Raw genomic sequence first — 21,191 nt, forward strand, 5'->3', positions numbered from 1 at the left:
GGTTCACACCTCGTAGTCGTCGGGCCAGGTCCAGCGACGGACGTCGTCACCGAGGTCGAGCAGGTTCGCCACGTGCGGGTTCGTGCGTGTGTAGGTGATCAGGAGCTGGTCGCGGGCGCGGGTCACGCCGACGTAGCCGACGCGGGCCTTGCGCGCGGCCTCGGCGTCACCCCGACCGTCGGGCACGGCCTCCAGGCCGAACAGCACCACGACGGGGAACTCGTGGCCCTTCCCGGAGTGCACGGTCAGCAACGTGACGGCGTCGGCGCCCGGCGTGTAGGTCGCGGAGTTGTCGCGATCGACGACGGCGTACGCGACCTGCCGCTCGTCGAGCGCCAGGCGCAGCCGCTTCAGCGTGCCGCCGATCTTGGTGACGAGCACCGCGATATCGGCGGGCCGCCGGTGGCCGTCCGCGATCATCGCCTGGACCTCGGCCGCCACGCAGGCGGCCTGTTCGTCCCAGGAGGCCGCCCAGACGAGGTCGACGGGTTCCCCGTCCGGCGCCCCGGCGGACGGGATGCCCGGCCCGGCCGGGGCGAGGGCCTGGGCGGCCCGCAGGATCGGCCGGGTACTGCGGTAGGGCCGGATGAGGACGTGCCGGGCGACGTCCCGGCCGCGCAGCGCCCCGTCGAGGTCGACGTCACGGTAGAGACCCTGCGCCGGGTCCGCGACGATCACGGTGCCCCCGCGGCCGGGCCGGACGGCGTCCATCAGGGTGTGCAGCCACGCCGGGTCGAGGTCCTGGGCCTCGTCGACGAGCAGCGCGTCGAGCACCGGCGGGAGGCGGCGGGCCCGTACCGCGGTGAGCGCGGCTGCCGCCGCGGGCCCGCCGGCGAAGTCGACCCACAGCCCGAGATGGTGCGCGATCCGTCCGACGGTGCCGACCAGCACGGACGGAACACCGATGAGGTCGTTCACGTAGTGCATGAGCGACTTGTTGTACATGACGACCGCGACGGTCCACCCCGGGTGCGCGGTGGCGAGCTGCCGGGCGCGGGCGGCGAGGAGCAGCGTCTTCCCGCTGCCCGGCGGCCCGGTCACTACGGCGACGTCGCGGACCGCAGCGAGCGCGACGGCCGCCTGTGCGGCGTCGAGCTGTAGGCGCAGGTCGGCGCGGGCCACGGAGCCGGGGTCGTGGGAGCTGGTGCGGCCCCGGCGGGTGAACACGATCGACGGGGCGAGCCGGTCCACGATCGCCCGGAAGGTCTCCTCGTCGAGCGGGCGGGGCGGAAGGCGGTCCGGCCACGCCGCGTCGTCCAGCTCGGGGAGGCCGAGCACGGCGCTCGCCGGCTGCACCGGGAACGGTCCCGTCGCCGCGCCCAGCACGACGGCCCCCCCCACCCCGGCGTCGGCCAGCCCGCCGAGGGCGGCCCGCAGCTCGGCCCGCTTGCGGTTGAGACGCACGAACGGCGCCCGGTCCGTGGCGCTGTGGCCGTGCGGGTCGAACTCGATCGCGAGCAGGCCCACGGCCCGGTCGATGAGCAGCAGGTCGGGACGGTCCGGCCCGTCGGCGGCCAGCAGGACGGTGCCCGGCCGGTCCCCCAACCCCGCCGACGCCCGGCGGTGCAGGTCCTGCACCGATGAGGTCACCGCGGCTCCCCCTGCCGGGCCGCGAACGCGCGCCAGGCGTCGACGCCCTCGGCCCGCAGCACCGCCATCGCCTCGGGCGAGGTGTCCGGCGTCGGCTCCACCATCCGGAACCCGCTGCCGTCGTTGACGCGGTGCAGGAACCCGGGGCTGTAGCCGGTGGCGCGGGACTGCCGCAGGATCTCGGCGGTGAGGTCCGGGTCGCCGGTGTCGAAGCCCTCGTGCGCGGCCTCCCGCATCCGCATGCGGGCGGTGAACCGCTCGTGGGCCTCAGTCATCTCCGCCTCCCGGTCGACCGGGGTGAACGGGAGTTCGTAGCGGCCCAGGTCGGCCCCGCGCTGATTCGCGACCTTCAGAACGTCCTTGGGCACCTGACGGCCGTTGCGGTCGTGCTGCATCACCCGCTCGTACTTGCGCAGCACCCCGAACTGGGTGCGGTAGATCGCGCACAGTTCCTCTGCGGTGATTCCCAGCATCACCGCGGCCAACGCGTCGATCTCCACCAGCGCCTGCCGGCGTTCCGCGTCGCGGCGAAGCGGGGTCTGCATGGTCCAGCGTGGCCCCACCTCGTGCAGCGGAACGGCCGGTAGGTCGCGGGTCCACTGGTCGAGCTGCCAGGACGGGTCGAACAGCTCCTCCCACAGCGGGGCGTAGTCGGCGGTCAGGCAGTTCAGGCGCAGGGCCCGGAGGATCAGGTCGGGGACAAGGACGTGGTCGCGGGGGTGGGGGAAGCGCCGGACGACCGACGTGTTCATCTCTGACGAGCCGCCAACCTTCGCAAAAAAGTCGACCGGCAGGGACGCCCACATGCCGGCGGCGACAGCAAGATCCAAGGAATCGGCGGTGAGAGTGAGCACGGGGTGAACATGCATTGGCCCAGGCGGAATCAGCGCGGCATGCAGCGTGCGAACCGTTGAGGAGTCAGCCATGCGCCGCCAGGCCACACGCCAGAATCGGTTCGCCGGGACGCCGCCCCACCGCGGGTAACCGGCGATGTAGTCCGGGGTCGGCTTGGCGCGCTGGTAGTTAGTGCGCGGGATGACCAGCTCTCGCAGTTCCTCCAGGTCGACAGCCCGATAGTCCTTGAAGGTCCGGTAGGTAGCTGGTGGATTCTGATAGAACGGGTTGGCAACGCTTAGATGAGGGCCCTGAATGATCACATCGTCGAGCGACGGGGGCACGGCAGAGCCACTGATAAAGAAGCCAGCGGTCCTATCGGTTGCCTCGTTCCAACCTGAAGCCCAGTCGAAGCGTGATGTAGCGAATCGCGGCGCTCCCGCGAGCTTGTCGAGCACCTGTTGACTCGCCGCGGTGATGGGACGCAACATGCGTGCCTCGATCGCCGGAGTTCCTGGCTCTTCGATGAGGGCAGCCCAGGTCGCAAGCACTTCGCAATTGACCGACACCAGCCGCGCCGCGTGTGGTCTAGCGTCCCATCGGTCTTCGTCATCCTTGATGCCTGGCTCCGGGCCACTGCCGTCATGATGGAAGGACCGGTCGATCGTTTCGGGAACATACAGCGCGGCAGCGTTGAGAAAGTCAGGATCACCCGGAGCCGCGTACACGTGCAACCCGAACTCCCGGGTATTGCCGATCTCGAACAGCTTTCGCTCGTTGCGGAACTGCCAATGGCGTCGCAAACGACTGTAGGTGTGCCGCCTCAACCTCCCCGCCGCCGCTTCGGTGAAATGCGACTCCGGATGGATCAGCCCGACAATCCCGCCGTCACCCATGCTGCGCCAGGTGCGGTCCATGAAGCAGCGGTACAAGTCGGGCCGCAGCCCAGCCAGAACGGGCCGGTCGACAGCGCTGCCCAGGTGCGCGCTCGTGCCCGCGAGCGATGCGCGCTCGTCGAGGTACCGCACGTCCCCGTCGTCGAGCACCTGCTCACGCCGCTCCCGCACCTCGGTGACGCCCGGCTTGTCGGCCAACCCGAACCACGCGTCGTCCTCGGCCAGGACCAGGTTGTCGTCCCAGTCCGGCCGCACCCAGGGCGGGTTGCCGAGCTGGAGATCGAAGCCCCCGCGTTCGGCGAAGACGGGGGCGAAGTCGAACTCCCAGTGGAAGAACCCCTCCCGCTCCGCGATCCCGGCGCACACCCCGAGCCACGGGTGCGCGGCGAGCACCTCGTCGACCGGGCGCATGGTCGTGAAGCTGATCTCGGACTGCTCGGCGTCGTCGAGCTCCGGCCAGGTGGCGGCGTCGGCGAACAGGCCCCGGCCGAGCTTGGCCTCGGCCTTGCTGCGCACCCCGAGCAGCATCTCGCAGGCGTCGATCCACTGCGCCCGCGTCGGGAGGGCGACGGAGGTGGTGACCGGCCAGAACCACAGCGCCGCCCAGGCGTCCATCACCCGGCGCAGCCGGCGGTAGGCGCTCGCGGGGTCGGTGAGGCTGGCCTCGATCTGCTCGCGTTGCACGGCGCCGGTGCCCGAGGGCAGGTCGGCAGCGCCCCAGATCGGGATGTCGCGGCGGATCTCCCGTTCGGCCACCTCCAGGCGGCGCTGGGCGAGCGTCCACAGGGTCTCCACCCGCTGCCCGAGCGCCTGGAGCCGGGCCAGCTCGGTCTTGCTCAGCGCAGTCTTGTTCGAGCGGCGCCACTTCTTCAGCGTGTCGGTGGCCGCAGGTCGGCCCTCCTTCGCCTCCTTCGTGTCGGCCACCGCGCCCCACCCGGCGGCAGGGAGCAGGAAGTGGTGCACCTCGTAGGGCGACACCGCGGAGCCGAGCGGGCGGGGCGTCGGCACGGTGGTGAGCCAGCCGCCCTTTGCGATGTCGGCGGGGGTCCAGGTCTCGCGGCGGGCGCCGATCAGCGAGTTGCCGCGGCGGAGATGCAGCCCGAACCAGGGTGCGCGCAGGCCGGGGTGCATGGCGTCGAGCCACAGGGTGATCTCCGCCAGCTCCACGGCGGTGGAGTTGAGATCCACGCCGTAGCAGTTGTGCAGCGCGATGTAGGCCTTCACGCGCTGCTTCTGGGCAGACACGTCCTCGGGGTCGATGCGATCCCCCAGCTCGCGCTGGCGCCGCGTCAGGTACTGGTCGGCGAGCTGGTCGACCGCCTCCACGAGGAACGCGCCGGAACCCAGGGCGGGCTCGCAGACGCGGACGTCGAGGACGTCGGCGGCCGGGGTGTCGTCGGTGAACAGCTCGGCGAGCGAGTGGGTGACGACGCAGCGAGTGAGGACCTCGGGGGTGTAGTAGGAGGCGCTGCGCTGGCGATCGCGGCCCGAGAGCCGGTAGACGAAGTCGCCGGGGGCGTAGCGGACGCGGGCCGACACGTCGGTCTCCGGATCGACCCGTTCCACGAACCAGCGCGGGTCGAACTCGCGGGTGTCCTCCTCCGGCACCACCCAGCTGCCCTTGGACGGGTCGCCGTCGCGGGCGACCTCGACCAGGTGCCGGGTGGCGATCGATCCGGTGTAGGACATCAGGCCCTCGTACACCGCACCGAGCTGGTTGATGCCGAGCTGGGCGTAGGAGACGAAGCCGCGGTCGCGGCCGCGGCGCTCCGGGGAGAGCAGCAACCGGGCCAGCACCTGCTGCAGGCAGCGGTTGCCGAGGCCGACCTCGTCGATCAGCGCGGTGGCGTCGGCCGAGAACAGGTCGGCGCGCAGGGCCTCGAAGCGCAGCTCGCCGCCGTCGTCCGCGCCGGCGGACGGCGCGTCGGCCGGGCCGTCGGCAGGGGAGATCACCCCGTCGGCGCCCAGCGTCTCCGGCGGGTAGCCGTCGTTGACCAGCCGGAACAGGATGCGCAGGGAGTCGTAGAGGTGGGTGCCGCGCTCGGCGGCGTCGCTGGTGAGGTCGGTCAGCACCAACTCGCGCAGCCGGTCGAGGCCGTAGCCCTCGGCGTACTCGCTGGTGCCGACGGGCAGCACCCCCAGCTCGGGGCGCGCCTCGGCGTAGAGCAGGAACAGGATGCGGTAGAGGAAGCGCAGCGACTGGCGGGTGAGGTCGGGCGCGAGCCCGTCCACGTCGGACGGCAGGCCCAGCTCGGCGCGTCGGCGCAGCACATCGGTGGCCAGCAGCTCGATCGACTCCCGCACCCCGCCGCGGAGGTCCTTCGAGACGCCGACGGCGTGCTTGACCGACTCCTCGAGCAGGGTCAGCAGCAGGACGGAACCGTCGTCGCGGGGCAGGAGGGCGTCAGCCGACACGAGCGCCGCGATCGTTTCCAGCTCCCCCGCCGCCCGGGTGTCGTGCCGCTCCAGCGCGGTGGCGAGGTCGACGGCGAGCCAACGACCCTCCGGCCAGCTCGACCGCTCGGCCAACAGCACCCATGCCCCGGCCGTGACCACCACCAGCGCAGGCGGCGTCTCGGCGCCGAAGAGTGCCGAGAGCACCCGGGAGGTGGTGGTCTCCGGCTTGCCGTCGACCGTGGCCGGGCCGAGCAGGTGCCCGGCGCCGTCGCCGTCCAGTACGTCCTCGACGGTCATCGCGTCGCGGGCCTGGAGCACCAGCAGCCCTTCACCGCGCACCACCGCCGGCACCGCGAGCTCTCCGACCTCGACCTCAGGGCCGTCGAGCTGCAGCGCCTGCCGGACGGCGTCGTGCAGCGTTCTGAGCAGCTTCTCCGACCTCTGCTCCCGCGCCTGGACCAGCAGCGAGCCGAACTTCGCCCCCAGCCCGGTCAGCCCGGACCGCGGGGTGGCCTTGGTGTGCTCCTCGCGGTCCTTCCAGTCCGCACGCAGCGCGCGCACGGTGGCCGGGAACTGCTCGGCGAGCCAGTGCTCGGAGACGAGGTCGTTGCCGACCACGATCGAGTCGAAACGCGTCACGATCCCTCCGGGAGGAGCAGAAGCAGGACCCGCACCATCGGTTCGGCCCGGGCGTTCAGGGACACCACGAGCTCGGCCGAGGCGTCGCCGTGGCGGTCGATCCGCCGGCGCAGAGCCGTGGCCCGCTGGGCGCTCATCCCGTCGGCCCGGGCCTGCGACGCGCGGCGCCACGCGTCGATCCGCTGTGCGGCGGCCTGCAACGGCTCCCCCATCGTCGATGCGCGCTCGGTGGCGAGCGAGGACATGTACTGGCGCATCTGCGTCACCGCGGCGGGCACCAGCGGCCGGTGGACCTCGAGGTCGAGGGAGGCGTTGGCGTTCACCGCGCCCGTGCGGAACCCGGCGCGCGCCAGCACGTCGACGGCGTCCGGGTGCACCATCGGCGCCACTCCCGGCGCGAAGAACTCCATGCCGACCAGGGCGCGCAGCACAACCTGCCCCCGGCCGTTGGTCAACGTGCCGAGCACCAGCGCGGTCGGGGCGTCGACGGCGGCGGTGGCCACCGGCACCTGGTTGCGGCCGAGCCGGCTCAGCGCGCGGTCGACCGCCCAGTCGAGCACGGGATGCAGCGGGGACAGGAAGTGCGCGAGCGGCCACTGCGTGGTCTGGTCACCCGCGGCCGTGCCCTGCGTCGCGCGGCGCAGCGACTCGGTGCCGGCCTCCGGGGTGACGGCCAGCAGCAGCTTCTCGCGGACCTGGCGCTGGGTGAGGTAGCTCTGCGGCAGCACCTTCAGCCGGGCCATCAGGTCGGGCGGCGGCACGAGCTCCACCAGCTGCTCTGCCGGGTGCTCGGTCCACCCCACTCCCCCGCTGCGGACGCTCGCGGCCGGGTCGGGGCACGCCTCGTGCAGGGCCTCGCGCAGGAAGTCGACCTGGCGGTCGAACAGCCCGAGCTGCGCCGCCTCCGCAGGCGCGTCCACCACGTCCTCGCCCAGGGCGTCGAAGAAGGCGTCGAAGCTCCCGGCGACGTCGCCGTCGGGCGCGGGATCCGGAGCGACCTCGTCGATCGGGCGGCCCTCGGCCAGTGCCCGGCGCACGGCCTCCTCCTCGGCGCCCACGTCGTGCAGACGCATCAGCGATGCGGCGTCGCCGAGCGCGGTGTGCGCGGTGTGCTCCTTGGCCAGGAGGCGGGCGAGCACGCGGACGTCTCCGGAGAACCGCTCGTCGGACGTCGTCAGAGCGAGCGCGGTGATCTGCGGCTCCTCCAGCTGCCCGTAGCGGTCGATGCGGCCGTTGCGCTGCTCGATCCGGATCAGGCTCCACGGGATGTCGACGTGCACGAGCCGGCTGCACTGCTTGTGCAGGTTGACGCCCTCGCTGGCGACGTCACCGGTGATCAGGACCCGCACCGGGGTGGCCGAGCGCTGGAAGGCGTCGACGACCGCGTGCTGCTCCTTGTCGATCAGACCGCCGTGCAGCACCGCGAACGCGTCGTCCGGCATCCGCAGCCGGGAGGGCAGCTCCCGGCGCAGCCACTTCAGGGTCGCGACGCGCTCGCTGAACAGCACCACCCGCGTCTCCTTCCCGCGCCCGACGCCGATCGCGCCGAGGTGCTCCACCAGCGCGTCGAGCTTCGCGCAGCCACCGCCGAGCGCACCCTCGACCAGCTCGGCCAGCCGGGTCAGCGCCGTGCCCTCGGGGGTGTGGAGCTCACCGCTCGACGCCAGCGTCTTGGTCCGGTTCGCCACCGTCTCGGCCAGCGCCTCGGGCGAGGACAGGAATGCCTTCGCCAGCGTCCAGGGGAACAGCCTGCGGCCGGCGCCGGCCACCGGCGACTCACCTTCGGGATGCAGCCACACCTGCGACAGCTCGGTCGCCACCGCGTCCTCCGCCGGGCTCGCCGGCACAGCCAGCACCTGCGGTTCGGGGCGCTTCGCCCACTTGTGGCCGACCTCGCGGTCGACGTCCGGGGAGTGCCGGTGCCGGCGGATGAACAAGTGGGCGATGTCGCGCATCTCGTAGTGCTCGGGGTCGACGATCGCAGTGGGGTCGAGCAGGCCGATCAACTCGGCAAACGACTCCGCCTTCCCGTTGTGCGGGGTGGCCGAGGCCAGGATGAGCGCCTCGGTCCTCTGCGCCAGGATCCGGGCCAGCTTGTTGTTCTGCGTGCCGGGGTTGGTGAGGTTGTGCGACTCGTCGATCACGACGGCGTCCCATAGGTGCTTCTCCAGGTGCGAGCGGTAGCGCGCCGACTTGAGCGTGTCGATCGAGACGATCACCTTCGGGAAGTAGGTGAACGGGTTGCGGCTCGCCGGGAGCCGGCGCCGGACCTGGGCGATCCCGTCGGAGTCGAGGCGCACGAGTGGGATCCCGAAGCGCGTCCACAGCTCGTACTGCATCTGCTCCAGCACGTGCCGCGGCGTGACCACGAGGACCCGCTCCGCGCGGCCGCGGCGGGCCAGCTCGGCGAGGATCATCCCGATCTCCAGGGTCTTCCCCAGCCCCACCGCGTCGGCGATCAACAGCCGCGGCCGCAATCTAGCCGGATCGAGCGCCTCGGCGACGGCCTGACGCTGGAAGTCCAGGGGGTCGAGCAGCATGTCGCGGCTCACCGTCAGCCCCGGCTCGTGCAGCGGCACCGGAGTCTTGCGCAGCACCGCCTCCACCCACAACCGGCTGCGCCGGAACTGCGGGGAGTCGTCGCGCACCAGCTCGGCGTCGGCCGGGTCGAGGGGTGCGATGTCGTCGAGCGCGCTGTAAAAGGTGGCCGACACTCCGCGCACCAGCTCTGAGCTGCCCAGGCAGCGGACTCGCCAGCCGCCGCCGACCCGGTCGCAGGCCGAGACGATCCACTCCTCGTCGCGGACGACCACTACGCCGCCCGCCGCGAACGCCCCCTGCACCCGGTCCCCCGTCGTCGCTGAGCACCGCACGTTAGTGGGCGGGTACGGGGCGAGCACACAGGGAGGGCAGCTCACCGGCATCCCGTTGTCGATCCGCGTGAACAGAGAGCGGATGTCCTCCCGACGGCGCCCACAGCCGTCCCACCAGCACCGCCTGCCCTGGCTCCAGCGCCACATCCGGCAACCGCGTCGTACTCGGCGCGATCGGTTTCGGTAGCACGAACCCTGCCGGCGACGCCGAAACGTGACCCGCTCCCCGGCGGAGTGATAACGTCGTTACCCGGCGTGAGGAGCTCGGATGTCAGCGAACGACCTCGTGACCGGTGCGCTCCAGGGGCTGTGCCGGTGGATGTGGGACTGCTCCCCGCGCATGATCCCGACGATCGTGCGGGAGCGGGGGGCAGCGGGGGCGCTGCGGTGGTTCGCGGCGAACATGCCCCGCTACCTGGTGACCCTGCGGGTGCTCGGGCCGGTGCGCACGCACCTGGCGTGCGTCGCGTACTCGCTGCTCAACGGCTGCACCTACTGCGCCTACGCGCACGCCCACGCGCTGGAGTTGATCTACTTCCGCGACCGCGACCGCCTCTTCCCCGCCGACGCCGCCACCCTCGCGACCTGGCAGGACCTCCCGCCGCGGCGCTTGGCCGAGCGGCTGCGCTCGGTCCTGGAGGACGCCGGGATGCACGGCGAGGCGCTGTGGGTCGACCGGATCATCGACCTCGCCGTCGGCGGGCAGCAGCCCGTCGACCGCGACGAGGTGCGGCTGGCGCACCTCGTCGGCATGGTCCGGGTGATGAACGCGGCCGCGATGGGCTGCGAGATCGTGCCCGGCGAGGCGATGGACTCCGTCAACCGCGACGTCGAGGTGAAGGCCGGGCACGCGGCCGCCCTGGTGGGCTAGTAGGCGTCGTGCCAGTTCCACCACGCGTACGGCGGGGACTGGGGGTAGCCCTCGGGCGAGTCCTCCCACGACTCCTGCCGGCCCAGGGCGGTGATGTCGAGGTAGCTCCACGTCCCGCCCATCGCCTCGTCACCGCGGTTGTCGACGAAGTACGTCCGGTAGACGCGGTCGCCGTCGCGCAGGAAGGCGTTGGTGCCGTGCCACTGGTCGACGCCGAAGTCGGCGTCGAACCCGTCGGTCATCGTGAACCAGGGCATCGTCCAACCCATCCGCTCCTTCACCCGGGCGATGTCGGGCTGCGGGGCGCGGGAGGCGAAGACCAGGGTCGTGTCGCGGGCGTGCAGGTGGGCGACGTGCGCGACCTGGTCGGCCACCAGCGAGCAGCCGCGGCAGGCGTGGTCGGGCCAGCCGTGCACCCCGGGCTCGAGGAACGCGCGGTAGACGATCAGCTGGCGTCGGCCGTCGAACAGGTCGGGCAGGCTCACCCGTCCGTCGGGGCCGTCGAACGCGTACTCCCGCTCGACGGGCGTCCACGGCATCCGGCGCCGCCGCGCCGCCATGGCGTCGCGGGCGCGGGTGAGCTCCTTCTCCTGCACGAGCAGCGCGCGCCTCGCGGCGTCCCACTCGGCGGCGTCGACGACCGGGTGGGCGGGCAGGGTGTCAGTCACGGGGTCCTCCGAGGTGGTGGGTGAGTCGGTCGAGCGGGCCGTCCCAGTCGCGGGCCAGCGCGGCGAGGAACTGCTGCGCCACCTGCATCGGGGCCGAGCGGAGCCGGTAGCGCACGCGGCGCCGCTCCCCCGGCTCGGCGGTGACGAGCCCCGCGTCCGCGAGCAGGGCCAGGTGCTTGGCGATCGCCTGCCGGGTGATGGGCAGGCGGCCGGCCAGGTCGGTGGCCGTGGCCGGGCCGCCGGAGGCGAGCGCCGCCAGCACGGCGCGGCGGGTGGGGTCGGCGAGGGCGACGAACACCTGCTCGGCGACGGCCTCGACGTCCCCGTCCCCCGCCGCGGGGTCAGGCGGCACCGAGGTGGGCGACCAGCTCGCCCAGCTCGCTCGCCCAGCCCTCGGTGTTGCCGCCGAAGGCCTTCGCGTGCGCGTCGTCGGGCAGCTGCCCGAACCCGGACTCGACCACCGTCAGCCGCGTGCCCGGCCCGGTCTCCTCCAGCGTGAACTCGACGTAGGTGCGGCGCGGGTCGTCCTCGGGCAGGCCGTTGATGTGCCAGGTGAAGGCGAACACCGACGGCTCCTCGACGCGCTCGACCCGCATCCGCGCGACGTCGCCGCTGCTCCAGGACATCTCCGCCGCGCCGCCCGGGCGCAGGTCGATCGTGGCCGTCTCGCCGAACCACGCGGCCAGGCCGTCGGCGGTGGTGAGCGCGGCCCACACGTCGGCGGGCGGGCGGGCGATCTCGACGGTCCGCTCGATCCGGTCGGGGAACCCCATGTCTGCCTCCTTGAGTAGCAACTGAACGATTGCGACACTATGGCAACCGACGAGTTGCGTCAAGGCGTGCGAGGATCCGACCGTGACGCACCCCCTGGACCCGCTGTCCGCCGACGAGTTCCGCCAGGTCGCCGCGCTGCTGCGCCGGGAGAAGGGCGTCGAGCGCCCGGGCTGGCGCATCGCGGGCATCGAGCTGCGCGAGCCGGTGAAGGGGGCCGCGCCGGGCCACCGCGAGGCCCGCGCCGTCGTCTGGGACACCGCCGGGGGCACCGCGCACGTCGCCCTGCTCGACCTCACCACCGACGCCCTCACGGACTGGGAGGCCCGTCCGGGGCAGCAACCGAACGCCACCGTCGACGAGTGGCACGAGTGCGACGAGGCCATGCGCGCGCACCCCGACGTCGTCGCGGCACTGGCCGAGCGCGGCATCACCGACCCGTCGCTGACGCTCATCGACGTCTGGACCTACGGCGGCCACCGCATCCCCGACGCGCACCGCGGCCGGCGCCTCGGCTGGTGCGACGTGTGGCTGCGCGCGGCGCCGGGCGCGAACCCGTACGCCCACCCCGTGGCCGGGCTGAAGCTCGTCGTCGACCTCAACACGATGGAGCTGCTGGAGGTCCAGGACACCGCGCGGCCCGGGTTCCCCGAGGTCCAGGGCGAGTACGACCCCGCGCACGTCCCCGGCTACGCGGCCCGCACCGACCGGAGGCCGCTGGAGATCACCCAGCCCGAGGGCGTCTCGTTCACCCTCGACGGCCATGCGCTGAGCTGGCAGAGCTGGCGGCTGCGGATCGGGTTCACGCACCGCGAGGGCCTGGTGCTGCACGAGGTCGGCTGGCAGGACGGCGACGAGCTCCGGCCGATCGCGCACCGCCTGTCGTTCGCCGAGATGGTCGTCCCCTACCGCGACCCCACCCCGCAGCACGCCGACCGCACCGCCTTCGACATCGGCGAGTGGGGCCTGGGCTTCATGACGACGTCGCTGGAGCTGGGCTGCGACTGCCTCGGCGAGATCCGCTACCTCGACGCCGTCCTGCACGACACCGCGGGCGAGCCGGTGGAGATCCCGCACGCGATCTGCCTGCACGAGGAGGACAACGGGATCCTCTGGAAGCACGTCGACGGGCAGGCGGGCGCGCAGGTCCGGCGGATGCGCCGCATGGTCGTCTCGACGCACGTGACCGTCGCCAACTACGAGTACCTCGTCTACTGGCGCCTCTACGAGGACGGCTCGATCGAGTGCGAGGTGCGCGCCACCGGGATCATGGTGACGACGCCGTTCACCGGCGAGGCGCCGCCGTACGGGGTGGTCGTCGACCGCGACACCTACGCCCCGATCCACCAGCACTTCATCGTCGCGCGTCTGGACATGGACGTCGACGGGCCGACGAACACGGTGGTGCAGACGCAGACCGAGGCGCCGCCGATGGGCCCCGACAACCCCGACGGGCTGGCGCTCGTGCAGCGCTCCACGCCGGTCACCGTCGAGGGCGGCCTCGACGTCGACTGGGCGAGCCAGCGCGCCTGGAAGATCACGAACCCGCGGCGGCGCAACGCCCACGGCGCCCCGACGGCCTACAAGCTGGTGCCGGGCGCGGCGATCCCGCCGATGCTCGACCCGGCCGCCCCGCTGCTGCGCCGCGCCGGGGTGCTCGCGCACCAGCTGTGGGTCACCCCGTACGCGCCCGACGAGCGGTGGCCGAGCGGGGAGTTCGTCAACCAGTCCGAGGTCGACGAGGGGCTGCCGGTCTGGACGGCCGCCGGGCGTCCGGTGACCGAGGCCGACGTCGTGCTCTGGTACGTCTTCGGCATCCACCACGTGCCGCGCGTCGAGGACTGGCCGGTGATGCCCGCCGACACCGTGAGCTTCTGGCTCAAGCCGACCGGCTTCTTCGACGCCAACCCCGCGCTGGACGTGGCGCCGTCGCACTGACCCCGGCGCGGTCGACCCTGCTCAGCGGGTCATGTCCCCGGTCGCGGGCACGCCGCCGGTGATCCCGTAGTGCAGGTGCACGACGCCCTTCCCGGTCGTCGCCGGCGGCGCGAGGAGCGTGGTGCCCGCGGGCACCACGCCGCCGTCGAACACCTTCTTGCCGACGCCGAGCAGGACGGGGTGCAGCCACAGGTCGAGGCGGTCGGCCAGACCCTCGCGCAGCAGCGTCTGCACCAGGTCGAGGCTGCCGACGACCTTCACGTGCTCGTGGCGGTCGCGCACCTCGCGCACCGCGGCGGGCAGGTCCGGGCCGAGCTGCGTCGAGCCGGCCCACGACAGGTCGGGCGTTCCGCGGGAGGCCACGTACTTCGGGACGGCGTTGAACAGGTCCCCGAAGGCGTCGTCCTGGTGGGGCCAGTGCGCCGCGAAGATGTCGTAGGTCCGCCGACCGAGCAGGAGGGCGTCGGTGCCCTCGTAGGAGGCGGCGATCTGCGCCCCGGCCTCGTCGTCGATCAGCGGGGCCTGCCAGCCGCCGAACGGGAAGCCGTCGGGGTCCTCCTCCGGCCCGCCGGGCGCCTGCCCGACGAGGTCGAGGGTGGCGAACAGCGCGAGGTGGATGAGGCCCATTGCCGGCTCCCGGTGGGTCGTCGGTGTCGTTTCCAGGGGGACGCCGGGCACCGGGCGGACTCATCGGTCAGTCGGTGTACTCCTCGCGCCAGCCGCGCAGCCGGTCCTCGGGGCGGCGGGTGCGGCGCACCGCGTCGAGCGCCGAGCGCTGCGCCGGGGTGGCCGTGCGCCGGGCGTCGGCGCGCTCGGCCTCGGCCATCTCCACGGCCGCGCGGGAGGTGGCGACGTCCTCGATCCGCACCGGCTCGGGCACGCCGTCGGCGTCGGTCGTCCGGCTGCCGTCGGCGTAGGGGTTGTCCTCGGGCAGCCGGCCGGTGAACCGGCCGTACGAGCCGAGGATCAGCAGCAGGCCCCCGGAGACCAGGCTGAACACGACGTTCGACATCCGGAACGCCAGCAGGTTGAGCGGGCCGTCGAGCACGAGCACGTTGGCGACGCCGGAGAGCAGGAACGCGGCGCCGACGACGGTGAGGATCGTCGACGCCGTGCGCCCGCCGCGGATCCCACCGGCGACGAGCACCGCACCGACCACGAGCGACACCCACGACAGCAGGCCGTTCGACGAGAGCCCCAGCACCGGCTGCCCGGCGGTGGAGAACAGCGGCAGGCCGTCCGCGAGACCGAGGCCCCCGAACACCCAGAGACCGAGGCCGAACACGACGGCGCCGATGCGGTGCACCGCGTCCAGGCGTCGGGTCGAATCGCGCCAGAGGTTGTTCATGTCCTCAGGGTGCGACCGGACGGGGCCGAGCGCCACTCGACCCCGCCCCGGCTCACCCCGCCCGGCGCGACGCCAGCCCGGCGACCCCGACGACCAGGGCGAACAGCGGCCACACCAGGCCGGCGCTGTAGGGCAGGCCGAGCACGACGGTGGCGGCGGTCGAGGCGGCGGCGAGCACCAGCGCGACGATGCCGACGCCCAGGGGCAGCACGCGGTCGCGCACGGCGAGCAGCCCGACGACCGCCATCACGGCCAGCCCCGGCAGGAACGCCCCGAACCCGGCCTGGTCGGCCAGCACCCCGAGCGTGACCGCCGCCTCCGGCGTGTAGAACGCGGAGTCGGTGCCGCCGGGGACCCCGCTCGCCGCGACGTAGCGCAGCAGGACGCCGACGGCGCCGGCGGCGAGGAACGCGATCGACGTCCAGCGCAGCGCCTCGACGAGCCCGCCGCGCCGGGAGTGCCGGGCGTGGAAGCGGGTGAGGCCGAGCAGGAACACCAGCGACGCCGCCAGCCCGACGAGGGCGAGCGTCCCGCCGAGCTGCACGGTGGCGGGCTCGGCGAGGTTCGCGAGCAGGAACTCCGTCGTGGGCTCCGGCGGGCCGTCGAACGTCTCCGGGGCCTGGGCCAGGAAGAAGGTGGACGCGCCCGCGGCGAGACCGGACGCGATCCCGGCGTAGGGCCACGGGGTGCGGCGGGCGGGGACGGTGCGGACGGCGGCGTCGGCGGTCTGGGTGGTCACCGGGTGTCTCCTCCGTAGGGGGTCCTGATCGGGCACCAGGATCTCCGCGCGAGAGGCCCCGCCCCCAGGACGCCACCGGGCGGATCGGAGTGGTGCCAGCACCACCCCGACACACGCGCAGCCACACCCCGACTCGCGGGAAGGAAGCGCGTCAGCCGCCCTCGCGCAGCCCCCAGGGCGAGCCGTAGGCGGTGAGCAGGTCGAGGAACGGGACCGCGTCGAACGCCTCCGGCCCGAGCACCCCCCGCCCCGACCACACCCCGGTGGCCAGCAGCTCCAGCGCGACGACGGGGTTCACCGCGGTCTGCCACACCACCGCCTGGCACCCGTACTCGCGCATCGACCAGGCGTTGTCGACCACGTGGTAGAGGTAGACCTCCCGCGGCTCCCCGTCGACCCCGACGCCGCTGACCCACACGCCCGCGCAGGTCCGCCCGGTCATCGTGGGGCCGAGCCCGGCGGGGTCGGGCAGGCACGCGGCCACGACCTCGCGCGGCGACACCGACACGTCGCCGACCCGCACCGGCACCGTCGACGACAGGCCGAGCTCGTGCAGCGTCCGCAGCACGTCGATGACCTTCTCCCCCAGGCCGTACTTGAACGTCACGCGCTTCGCGTCGACCCAGCGCGGCATGAGGAGCACCTCCTCGTGCTCCACGTTGACGCACTCCAGCGGCCCGATGCCCTCCGGGAAGTCGAACACCTCGGCCCCGCTGAACGGCTCGGTGGTGAACCAGCCGCGCTCGCGCTCCCACACGACGGGCGGGTTGAGGCACTCCTCGATCAGCGTCCAGATCGAGAACGGCGGCGCGAAGCCCCGGCCCTCGACGCGCAGGTCCGAGCCGTCGCGCACGCCGAGCTCGTCGATCACGGAGAACAGGTGGTCGGCGGCGAAGCGCGCGAAGACGTCGGACAGGCCGGGCTCCACGCCCATCCCGACGAGCGCGAGCACCCCCGCCCCGCGGAACGCGTCGTCGAGCGCGAACTGCTCGTCGCCCAGCTTCACCCCGGGCTGCGTGTAGGGCGCGGTCGCGTGCGGCAGCGACATCGACATCGCCATGTCCAGGTAGGTGACCCCGGCCGCGAGGCACGCCCGGAACAGCGGCATGACGAACCGGGGGTCGGTGGCGTTGAGCAGCGCCGCCACCCCGTGCTCGGCGATCAGCGCGGCGACGGCGGCCTCGTCGGAGGCGTCGACGCGCGCGGCGACGAACCGGGGGTCGGCGACGGTGTCGACCACCGCCCGCGCGCGCCCGGCGTCGAAGTCGGCCACGACCAGCAGCTCGACGAACCCCCGGCGCGCCGCGATGGCCGCGACCGAACCGCCGACGCCACCGGCACCCACCACCAGGATCCGCATACGACAACGTAACCGTCTGACCCTTGTGGGTGAACGCTGCGACCTGCGAATAATTGCGCATGACCAGCGAGGCGCGGGAACACGGGGCCGGCACGTCGACGGCCGCCGAGGCGCAGCTCAGGCCGGGCGCGATCTCCTTCGTCGACGCGCTGGTGATCGGCCTGGCGTCGACCTCACCGGCGTACTCGCTGGCGGCGATCATCGGGCCGGTCGTCGCGCTCGTCGGGGTGTACGCGCCCGGCGTGCTGCTGGCGTCGTTCGTGCCGATGCTGCTCATCGCGTCGGCGTTCTACTACCTCAACAGGGTCGACCAGGACTGCGGGACGACGTTCTCCTGGGTCACGCGGGCGATGGGGCCCTGGCTCGGGTGGATCGGCGGCTGGTCGATCGCGATGACGGGCGTGCTCGTCACGGGCTCGCTCGCCGACACGGCCGTCCGTTTCTCGCTGCTCACGCTCAACCTCGACGACCTGGCGAGCAACAACGCCGTCGTCATCCCGATCGTCGTGGTCGTCGTGCTGGCGATGACGGCGCTCTGCGTGCTCGGCACCGAGATCTCGGCGCGGTTCCAGAACGTGCTGATCCTGGTGCAGGTGCTCTCGCTGCTGGTGTTCGCCGCGGTGGCGCTGGTGCGGGCGGCCACCGGCGACACCCCGTTCGACGCCGAGACGCCCTCCGTCTCCTGGCTCAACCCGTTCGCCGAGGGCGGCGCGGCGCTGACGGCGGGCCTGCTGCTCGGCGTGTTCGCCTACTGGGGCTGGGAGTCGGCGGTGAACCTCACCGAGGAGACCACCGACTCGGCGTCGACGCCGGGCCGCGCCGCGATCGTCTCCACAGTCGTCCTGCTGGCCACCTACCTGGCCGTCGCCTACGCCGTGGTGGCGTTCGCGGGCACCGGGTTCCTCGCCGAGAACCAGGACCAGGCCGAGCTGATCTTCGCGCTGCTCGGCGAGCAGGTGCTGGGCGGCTGGGACTGGGTGCTGCTGCTCTCGGTGGCCACCGCCGCGCTCGCCTCCACCCAGACCACGATCATCCCGGCCTCGCGCACGGGGCTGTCGATGGCGCGGCGGGCGGCGCTGCCCCGGCGGCTCGCGCACATCCACCCCCGGTTCCGCACCCCCGACGTGTCGACGTGGACGGTCGCGGCCATCGCCATCGGCTGGTACGTCCTCATCTACCTGATCAGCGAGAACGCGCTGTTCGACTCGCTCACCGCGCTGTCGCTGCTGATCGCCTTCTACTACTCGCTCACCGGCATCGCGTGCGCGGTCTACTACCGCAAGCAGCTGCTGCGCAGCGCGTCCAACCTGGTCCTCATCGGCATCGGCCCGCTCGTCGGCTCCGCGCTGCTGCTCTACCTGCTGGTCCTGTCGGTCACCGACCTCAACGACCCCGAGGCGAGCTCGTCGGGCACGTCCTGGTTCGGCTTCGGCCCGCCGCTCGTGATCGGGGTCGGGATCTTCCTGGTCGGTATCGTCTTCATGATCGGCTGGCGCCTGCACGACGCACGGTTCTGGCAGGAACGGCCCGGCGTGGCGCCGGACCTCGAGAAGGGCTGAGGCACGTGGCGAGTGGGAAGAGCATCGTCCTGGGCTACGACCGGTCCCCCGGGGCGAGGCGGGCCCTCGACATCGCGATCGAGCTGGCCGGCAGCTTCGACGTCCTGCTGGTGCTGGTGCACGGGATCGCGCCGCCGAACGTGGTCGGCGAGGAGGCCGGCCAGGCCCGCGAGGCCCTCGACGACATGGACGAGCAGGTCGCCGCGCCGGCCGTCGCGGCCGCGGAGGCCGCCGGCGTGCGGGTGCTGGTGGAGGTCGTCGACTCCCGTCCCGCCCCGGCCCTGATCGCCGCCGCCGACGAGCACGACGCGCTCGTCATCGTCGTCGGCACCTGGAACGAGAGCCCGCTGCGCGGCGCGCTGCTGGGCTCGGTGTCGCACAAGCTGCTGCAGATCTCGGCCCGCCCGGTGCTCTGCGTTCCGGCCACCGCACCGGACGCGTCGTGATCGGCCCGGCCGCGGTGCTGGTCCTGGTGATCGGCGTGCTGGTGGTGCTGGCCGTCGCCGCCGTCGCGCTGGTGCTCGACGCCCGGCGCCGCCGCGCGCGGCAGGCACCGCCGCCCCCTCCGCCCCGGCCGCCGGCACCGCGCCGCCAGACCGAGCCGATCGACAGCGCCCGCGCGCAGGTCGACCCGCCGACGGTCATGACGCGGTCCGACCGGGTCCCGCCGCCCGAGCAGGACGGCGGGACCCGGCAGGGCCGCTAGAACGGGTCGCTAGGCCTGCAGCGCCTTCTCCAGCTGCGCCGACAGGGCGGCGGCGAACGCGGCGGGCTCGGGCAGCTCGCCGCCCTCGGCCAGCAGCGCCGTGCCGTGCAGCAGGCGGGCGATGCCGCGCAGCTCCTCGTCGTCGCCGCGCTGGTCGTAGGACCGGGCCAGCCCGGTGACCAGCGGGCTCTGCGGGTTGAGCTCCAGGATCCGCTTGACCTTCGGCGGCTCCTGTCCCATCGCGCGGTACATCTTCTCCAGCGTCGGGGTGAGGTCGCCGGGGTCGCCGACCAGGCACGCCGCCGACGTCGTGAGCCGGTGCGACAGGCGCACCTCCTTGACGTCCTCGGCCAGCGCCTCCCCGAGCCAGGTCAGCAGCCCCTCGAACCCCTGCTTCGTCTCCTCGTCGATCTCGTCGCCGCCGAGGTCGACGTCGCCCTTCGCGATCGAGGCGAGCGGCCTGCCGTCGAACTCCGGGACCGTCTCGACCCAGACCTCGTCGACGGGGTCGGTCAGCAGCAGCACCTCGAAGCCCTTGGCGCGGAACGCCTCCATGTGCGGGGAGCCCTCGAGCGCGGCCCGCGAGTCGCCGGTCATGTAGTAGACGGCGTCCTGGCCCTCCGGCATCCGGGCGACGTAGTCGCGCAGCGTCGTGGGCTTCTCGGGGTCGTGCGTGGTCGGGAAGGAGCAGATCTCGAGGATCGCCTGCCGGTTGTCGTGGTCGGAGATCAGGCCCTCCTTGACGGCGCGGCCGAGCTCGGACCAGAAGGTGGCGTACTTCTCCGGCACGGTGTCGAGCATCGTGCGCACCGTCGACAGGACCTTCTTGACCAGGCGCTTGCGGATCAGCTGGATCTGGCGGTCCTGCTGCAGGATCTCGCGGGAGACGTTGAGCGAGAGGTCGGCCGCGTCGACGACGCCCTTGACGAACCGCAGGTACTCGGGGACGAGCGCCTCGCAGTCGTCCATGATGAAGACGCGCTTGACGTAGAGCTGCACGCCGCGGCGGGCGTCGCGCATGAAGAGGTCCATCGGCGCGTGCGAGGGCAGGAACAGCAGCGCCTGGTACTCGAACGTGCCCTCCGCGGAGAGCCGGATCGTCTCCAGCGGGTCCTGCCAGTCGTGGCTGACGTGCCGGTAGAACTCGGTGTACTCCTCCTCGCTCACGTCGCTCTGCGGGCGCGACCACAGCGCCTTGCGGGAGTTGACGACCTCGTCGCCCATCCGGATGGGCCAGGTGATGAAGTCGGAGTAGCGGGTGATCAGCCGGCGGACGACGGCGTCGTCGGCGTAGTCGTGCAGGCCGTCCTCGACGTCGACGGGCTTGAGGTGCAGCGTGATCGTCGTGCCCTGCTCGGCGTCCGGGGCCTCGGCGATCGTGTACGTGCCCTCCCCCGCCGACTCCCAGTGCACGCCCGCGGACTGCCCGGCCCGGCGCGTGACCATCTCGACGCGGTCGGCGACCATGAAGCTGGAGTAGAAGCCGACGCCGAACTGGCCGATCAGCTCCGCCGACGCCTCCTCGGACGGGCCGCCCGCCTCCTTCGCCTTCCGCAGCTGCGCGAGCACCTCGGCGCTGCCGGAGCGGGCGATCGTGCCGATCAGGCCCACGACGTCGTCGCGGCTCATGCCGATGCCGTTGTCGGCGACGGTGAGGGTGCGCGCCTCCGGGTCGGTCCGCACGGTGACGTGCAGGTCGGAGACGTCGACCTCCAGGTCCCCAGACCCGTCGAACGCGGTCTGGTACGAGGCCAGGCGCAGCTTGTCGAGCGCGTCGGAGGCGTTCGAGACCAGCTCCCGGAGGAAGACGTCCTTGTTCGAATAGATCGAGTGGATCATCAGCTGCATCAGCTGACGGGCCTCCGCCTGGAACTCGATCGTCTCGGTCGTCATCGCTCCACGATATCCAGCGCGGCGCAGCCGGGATCAGGCTGCCTTCCCGTGCATCTCAGGTGTAACCCGGCCGGCCCTACCGGCGTCCTCCTTGTGACGGCATCGAACG

Annotated in this window: 16 protein-coding genes; 5 read left to right on the top strand and 11 right to left on the bottom strand. The window is 72.7% G+C overall.

What is annotated here, in order from left to right; all coding sequences use genetic code 11:
• Positions 1-3: 3 nt before the first annotated feature.
• The 3 genes from HOP40_RS32175 to HOP40_RS32185 form a co-directional block, all read right to left on the bottom strand.
• Positions 4-1,590: a 3'-5' exonuclease gene (locus HOP40_RS32175; protein ID WP_172166648.1), complete on the bottom strand. Its 1,587-nt coding sequence runs from the start codon at positions 1,588-1,590 to the stop codon at positions 4-6.
• A complete protein-coding gene (locus HOP40_RS32180) occupies positions 1,587-6,278 on the bottom strand; it encodes an Eco57I restriction-modification methylase domain-containing protein (RefSeq protein WP_205346994.1) in 4,692 nt (1,563 codons plus the stop codon). The genes HOP40_RS32175 and HOP40_RS32180 overlap by 4 nt, the downstream gene beginning before the upstream one ends.
• 74 nt (positions 6,279-6,352) lie before the next feature.
• A complete protein-coding gene (locus tag HOP40_RS32185) occupies positions 6,353-9,199 on the bottom strand; it encodes a helicase-related protein (protein WP_240157394.1) in 2,847 nt (948 codons plus the stop codon).
• Between the two features lie 298 nt (positions 9,200-9,497).
• On the opposite strand from HOP40_RS32185, the gene HOP40_RS32190 reads away from it, so the two are divergent.
• Positions 9,498-10,100 (top strand): hypothetical protein, encoded by a 603-nt coding sequence (locus tag HOP40_RS32190; RefSeq protein ID WP_172166652.1) that lies wholly within the window; start codon positions 9,498-9,500, stop codon positions 10,098-10,100.
• On the opposite strand, the gene HOP40_RS32195 is transcribed toward HOP40_RS32190, so the two are convergent.
• The 3 genes from HOP40_RS32195 to HOP40_RS32205 are packed head-to-tail and all read right to left on the bottom strand — an operon-like array spanning position 10,097 to position 11,541.
• On the bottom strand, positions 10,097-10,768 hold the full coding sequence (locus HOP40_RS32195; protein WP_240157395.1) for a DUF899 domain-containing protein: 672 nt from the start codon (positions 10,766-10,768) through the stop codon (positions 10,097-10,099). The genes HOP40_RS32190 and HOP40_RS32195 overlap by 4 nt on opposite strands.
• The gene (locus HOP40_RS32200) at positions 10,761-11,120 is read right to left on the bottom strand and encodes an ArsR/SmtB family transcription factor (RefSeq protein ID WP_172166654.1); all 360 of its coding nucleotides are present in this window, start codon (positions 11,118-11,120) and stop codon (positions 10,761-10,763) included. The genes HOP40_RS32195 and HOP40_RS32200 overlap by 8 nt, the downstream gene beginning before the upstream one ends.
• Complete coding sequence (locus HOP40_RS32205; protein ID WP_172166656.1) at positions 11,110-11,541, bottom strand: SRPBCC domain-containing protein; 432 nt, start codon at positions 11,539-11,541, stop codon at positions 11,110-11,112. The genes HOP40_RS32200 and HOP40_RS32205 overlap by 11 nt, the downstream gene beginning before the upstream one ends.
• 82 nt (positions 11,542-11,623) lie before the next feature.
• On the opposite strand from HOP40_RS32205, the gene HOP40_RS32210 reads away from it, so the two are divergent.
• Complete coding sequence (locus HOP40_RS32210) at positions 11,624-13,477, top strand: primary-amine oxidase (protein WP_205346995.1); 1,854 nt, start codon at positions 11,624-11,626, stop codon at positions 13,475-13,477.
• Between the two features lie 21 nt (positions 13,478-13,498).
• On the opposite strand, the gene HOP40_RS32215 is transcribed toward HOP40_RS32210, so the two are convergent.
• From HOP40_RS32215 to HOP40_RS32230, 4 genes are all read right to left on the bottom strand, one after another.
• Positions 13,499-14,104, bottom strand: coding sequence for a dihydrofolate reductase family protein (locus tag HOP40_RS32215; protein WP_172166659.1), 606 nt, complete (start codon positions 14,102-14,104; stop codon positions 13,499-13,501).
• A gap of 67 nt (positions 14,105-14,171) precedes the next feature.
• Complete coding sequence (locus HOP40_RS32220) at positions 14,172-14,825, bottom strand: DUF4383 domain-containing protein (protein WP_172166661.1); 654 nt, start codon at positions 14,823-14,825, stop codon at positions 14,172-14,174.
• Positions 14,826-14,877: 52 nt separating this feature from the next.
• The gene (locus tag HOP40_RS32225) at positions 14,878-15,564 is read right to left on the bottom strand and encodes a hypothetical protein (protein ID WP_172166663.1); all 687 of its coding nucleotides are present in this window, start codon (positions 15,562-15,564) and stop codon (positions 14,878-14,880) included.
• Positions 15,565-15,715: 151 nt separating this feature from the next.
• Complete coding sequence (locus HOP40_RS32230) at positions 15,716-16,924, bottom strand: saccharopine dehydrogenase family protein (protein ID WP_172166665.1); 1,209 nt, start codon at positions 16,922-16,924, stop codon at positions 15,716-15,718.
• A 59-nt stretch (positions 16,925-16,983) separates the two neighbouring features.
• Between HOP40_RS32230 and HOP40_RS32235 the strand changes: the two genes are divergently transcribed.
• Genes HOP40_RS32235 through HOP40_RS32245 form a run of 3 tightly spaced genes read left to right on the top strand, consistent with a single transcriptional unit; the run spans position 16,984 to position 19,189 of the window.
• Entirely contained in the window at positions 16,984-18,483 is a 1,500-nt protein-coding gene (locus HOP40_RS32235; RefSeq protein WP_172166668.1) for an APC family permease, read from the top strand.
• Positions 18,484-18,488: 5 nt separating this feature from the next.
• A complete protein-coding gene (locus tag HOP40_RS32240; protein ID WP_172166670.1) occupies positions 18,489-18,929 on the top strand; it encodes a universal stress protein in 441 nt (146 codons plus the stop codon).
• Positions 18,926-19,189: a hypothetical protein gene (locus HOP40_RS32245; RefSeq protein ID WP_172166672.1), complete on the top strand. Its 264-nt coding sequence runs from the start codon at positions 18,926-18,928 to the stop codon at positions 19,187-19,189. The genes HOP40_RS32240 and HOP40_RS32245 overlap by 4 nt, the downstream gene beginning before the upstream one ends.
• A 9-nt stretch (positions 19,190-19,198) precedes the next feature.
• On the opposite strand, the gene htpG is transcribed toward HOP40_RS32245, so the two are convergent.
• The gene (gene htpG, locus HOP40_RS32250; RefSeq protein ID WP_172166674.1) at positions 19,199-21,082 is read right to left on the bottom strand and encodes a molecular chaperone HtpG; all 1,884 of its coding nucleotides are present in this window, start codon (positions 21,080-21,082) and stop codon (positions 19,199-19,201) included.
• Positions 21,083-21,191: the final 109 nt, after the last annotated feature.

The sequence above is a fragment of the Pseudonocardia broussonetiae genome (assembly GCF_013155125.1).
GTDB lineage: Bacteria > Actinomycetota > Actinomycetes > Mycobacteriales > Pseudonocardiaceae > Pseudonocardia > Pseudonocardia broussonetiae.

Coding starts and splice junctions, on each gene's coding strand:
- HOP40_RS32190 (WP_172166652.1), top strand. CDS start 9,498: ATGTCAGCGAACGACCTCGTGACCGGTGCGCTCCAGGGGCTGTGCCGG.
- HOP40_RS32205 (WP_172166656.1), bottom strand. CDS start 11,541: ATGGGGTTCCCCGACCGGATCGAGCGGACCGTCGAGATCGCCCGCCCG.
- HOP40_RS32215 (WP_172166659.1), bottom strand. CDS start 14,104: ATGGGCCTCATCCACCTCGCGCTGTTCGCCACCCTCGACCTCGTCGGG.
- HOP40_RS32220 (WP_172166661.1), bottom strand. CDS start 14,825: ATGAACAACCTCTGGCGCGATTCGACCCGACGCCTGGACGCGGTGCAC.
- HOP40_RS32230 (WP_172166665.1), bottom strand. CDS start 16,924: ATGCGGATCCTGGTGGTGGGTGCCGGTGGCGTCGGCGGTTCGGTCGCG.
- HOP40_RS32235 (WP_172166668.1), top strand. CDS start 16,984: ATGACCAGCGAGGCGCGGGAACACGGGGCCGGCACGTCGACGGCCGCC.
- htpG (WP_172166674.1), bottom strand. CDS start 21,082: ATGACGACCGAGACGATCGAGTTCCAGGCGGAGGCCCGTCAGCTGATG.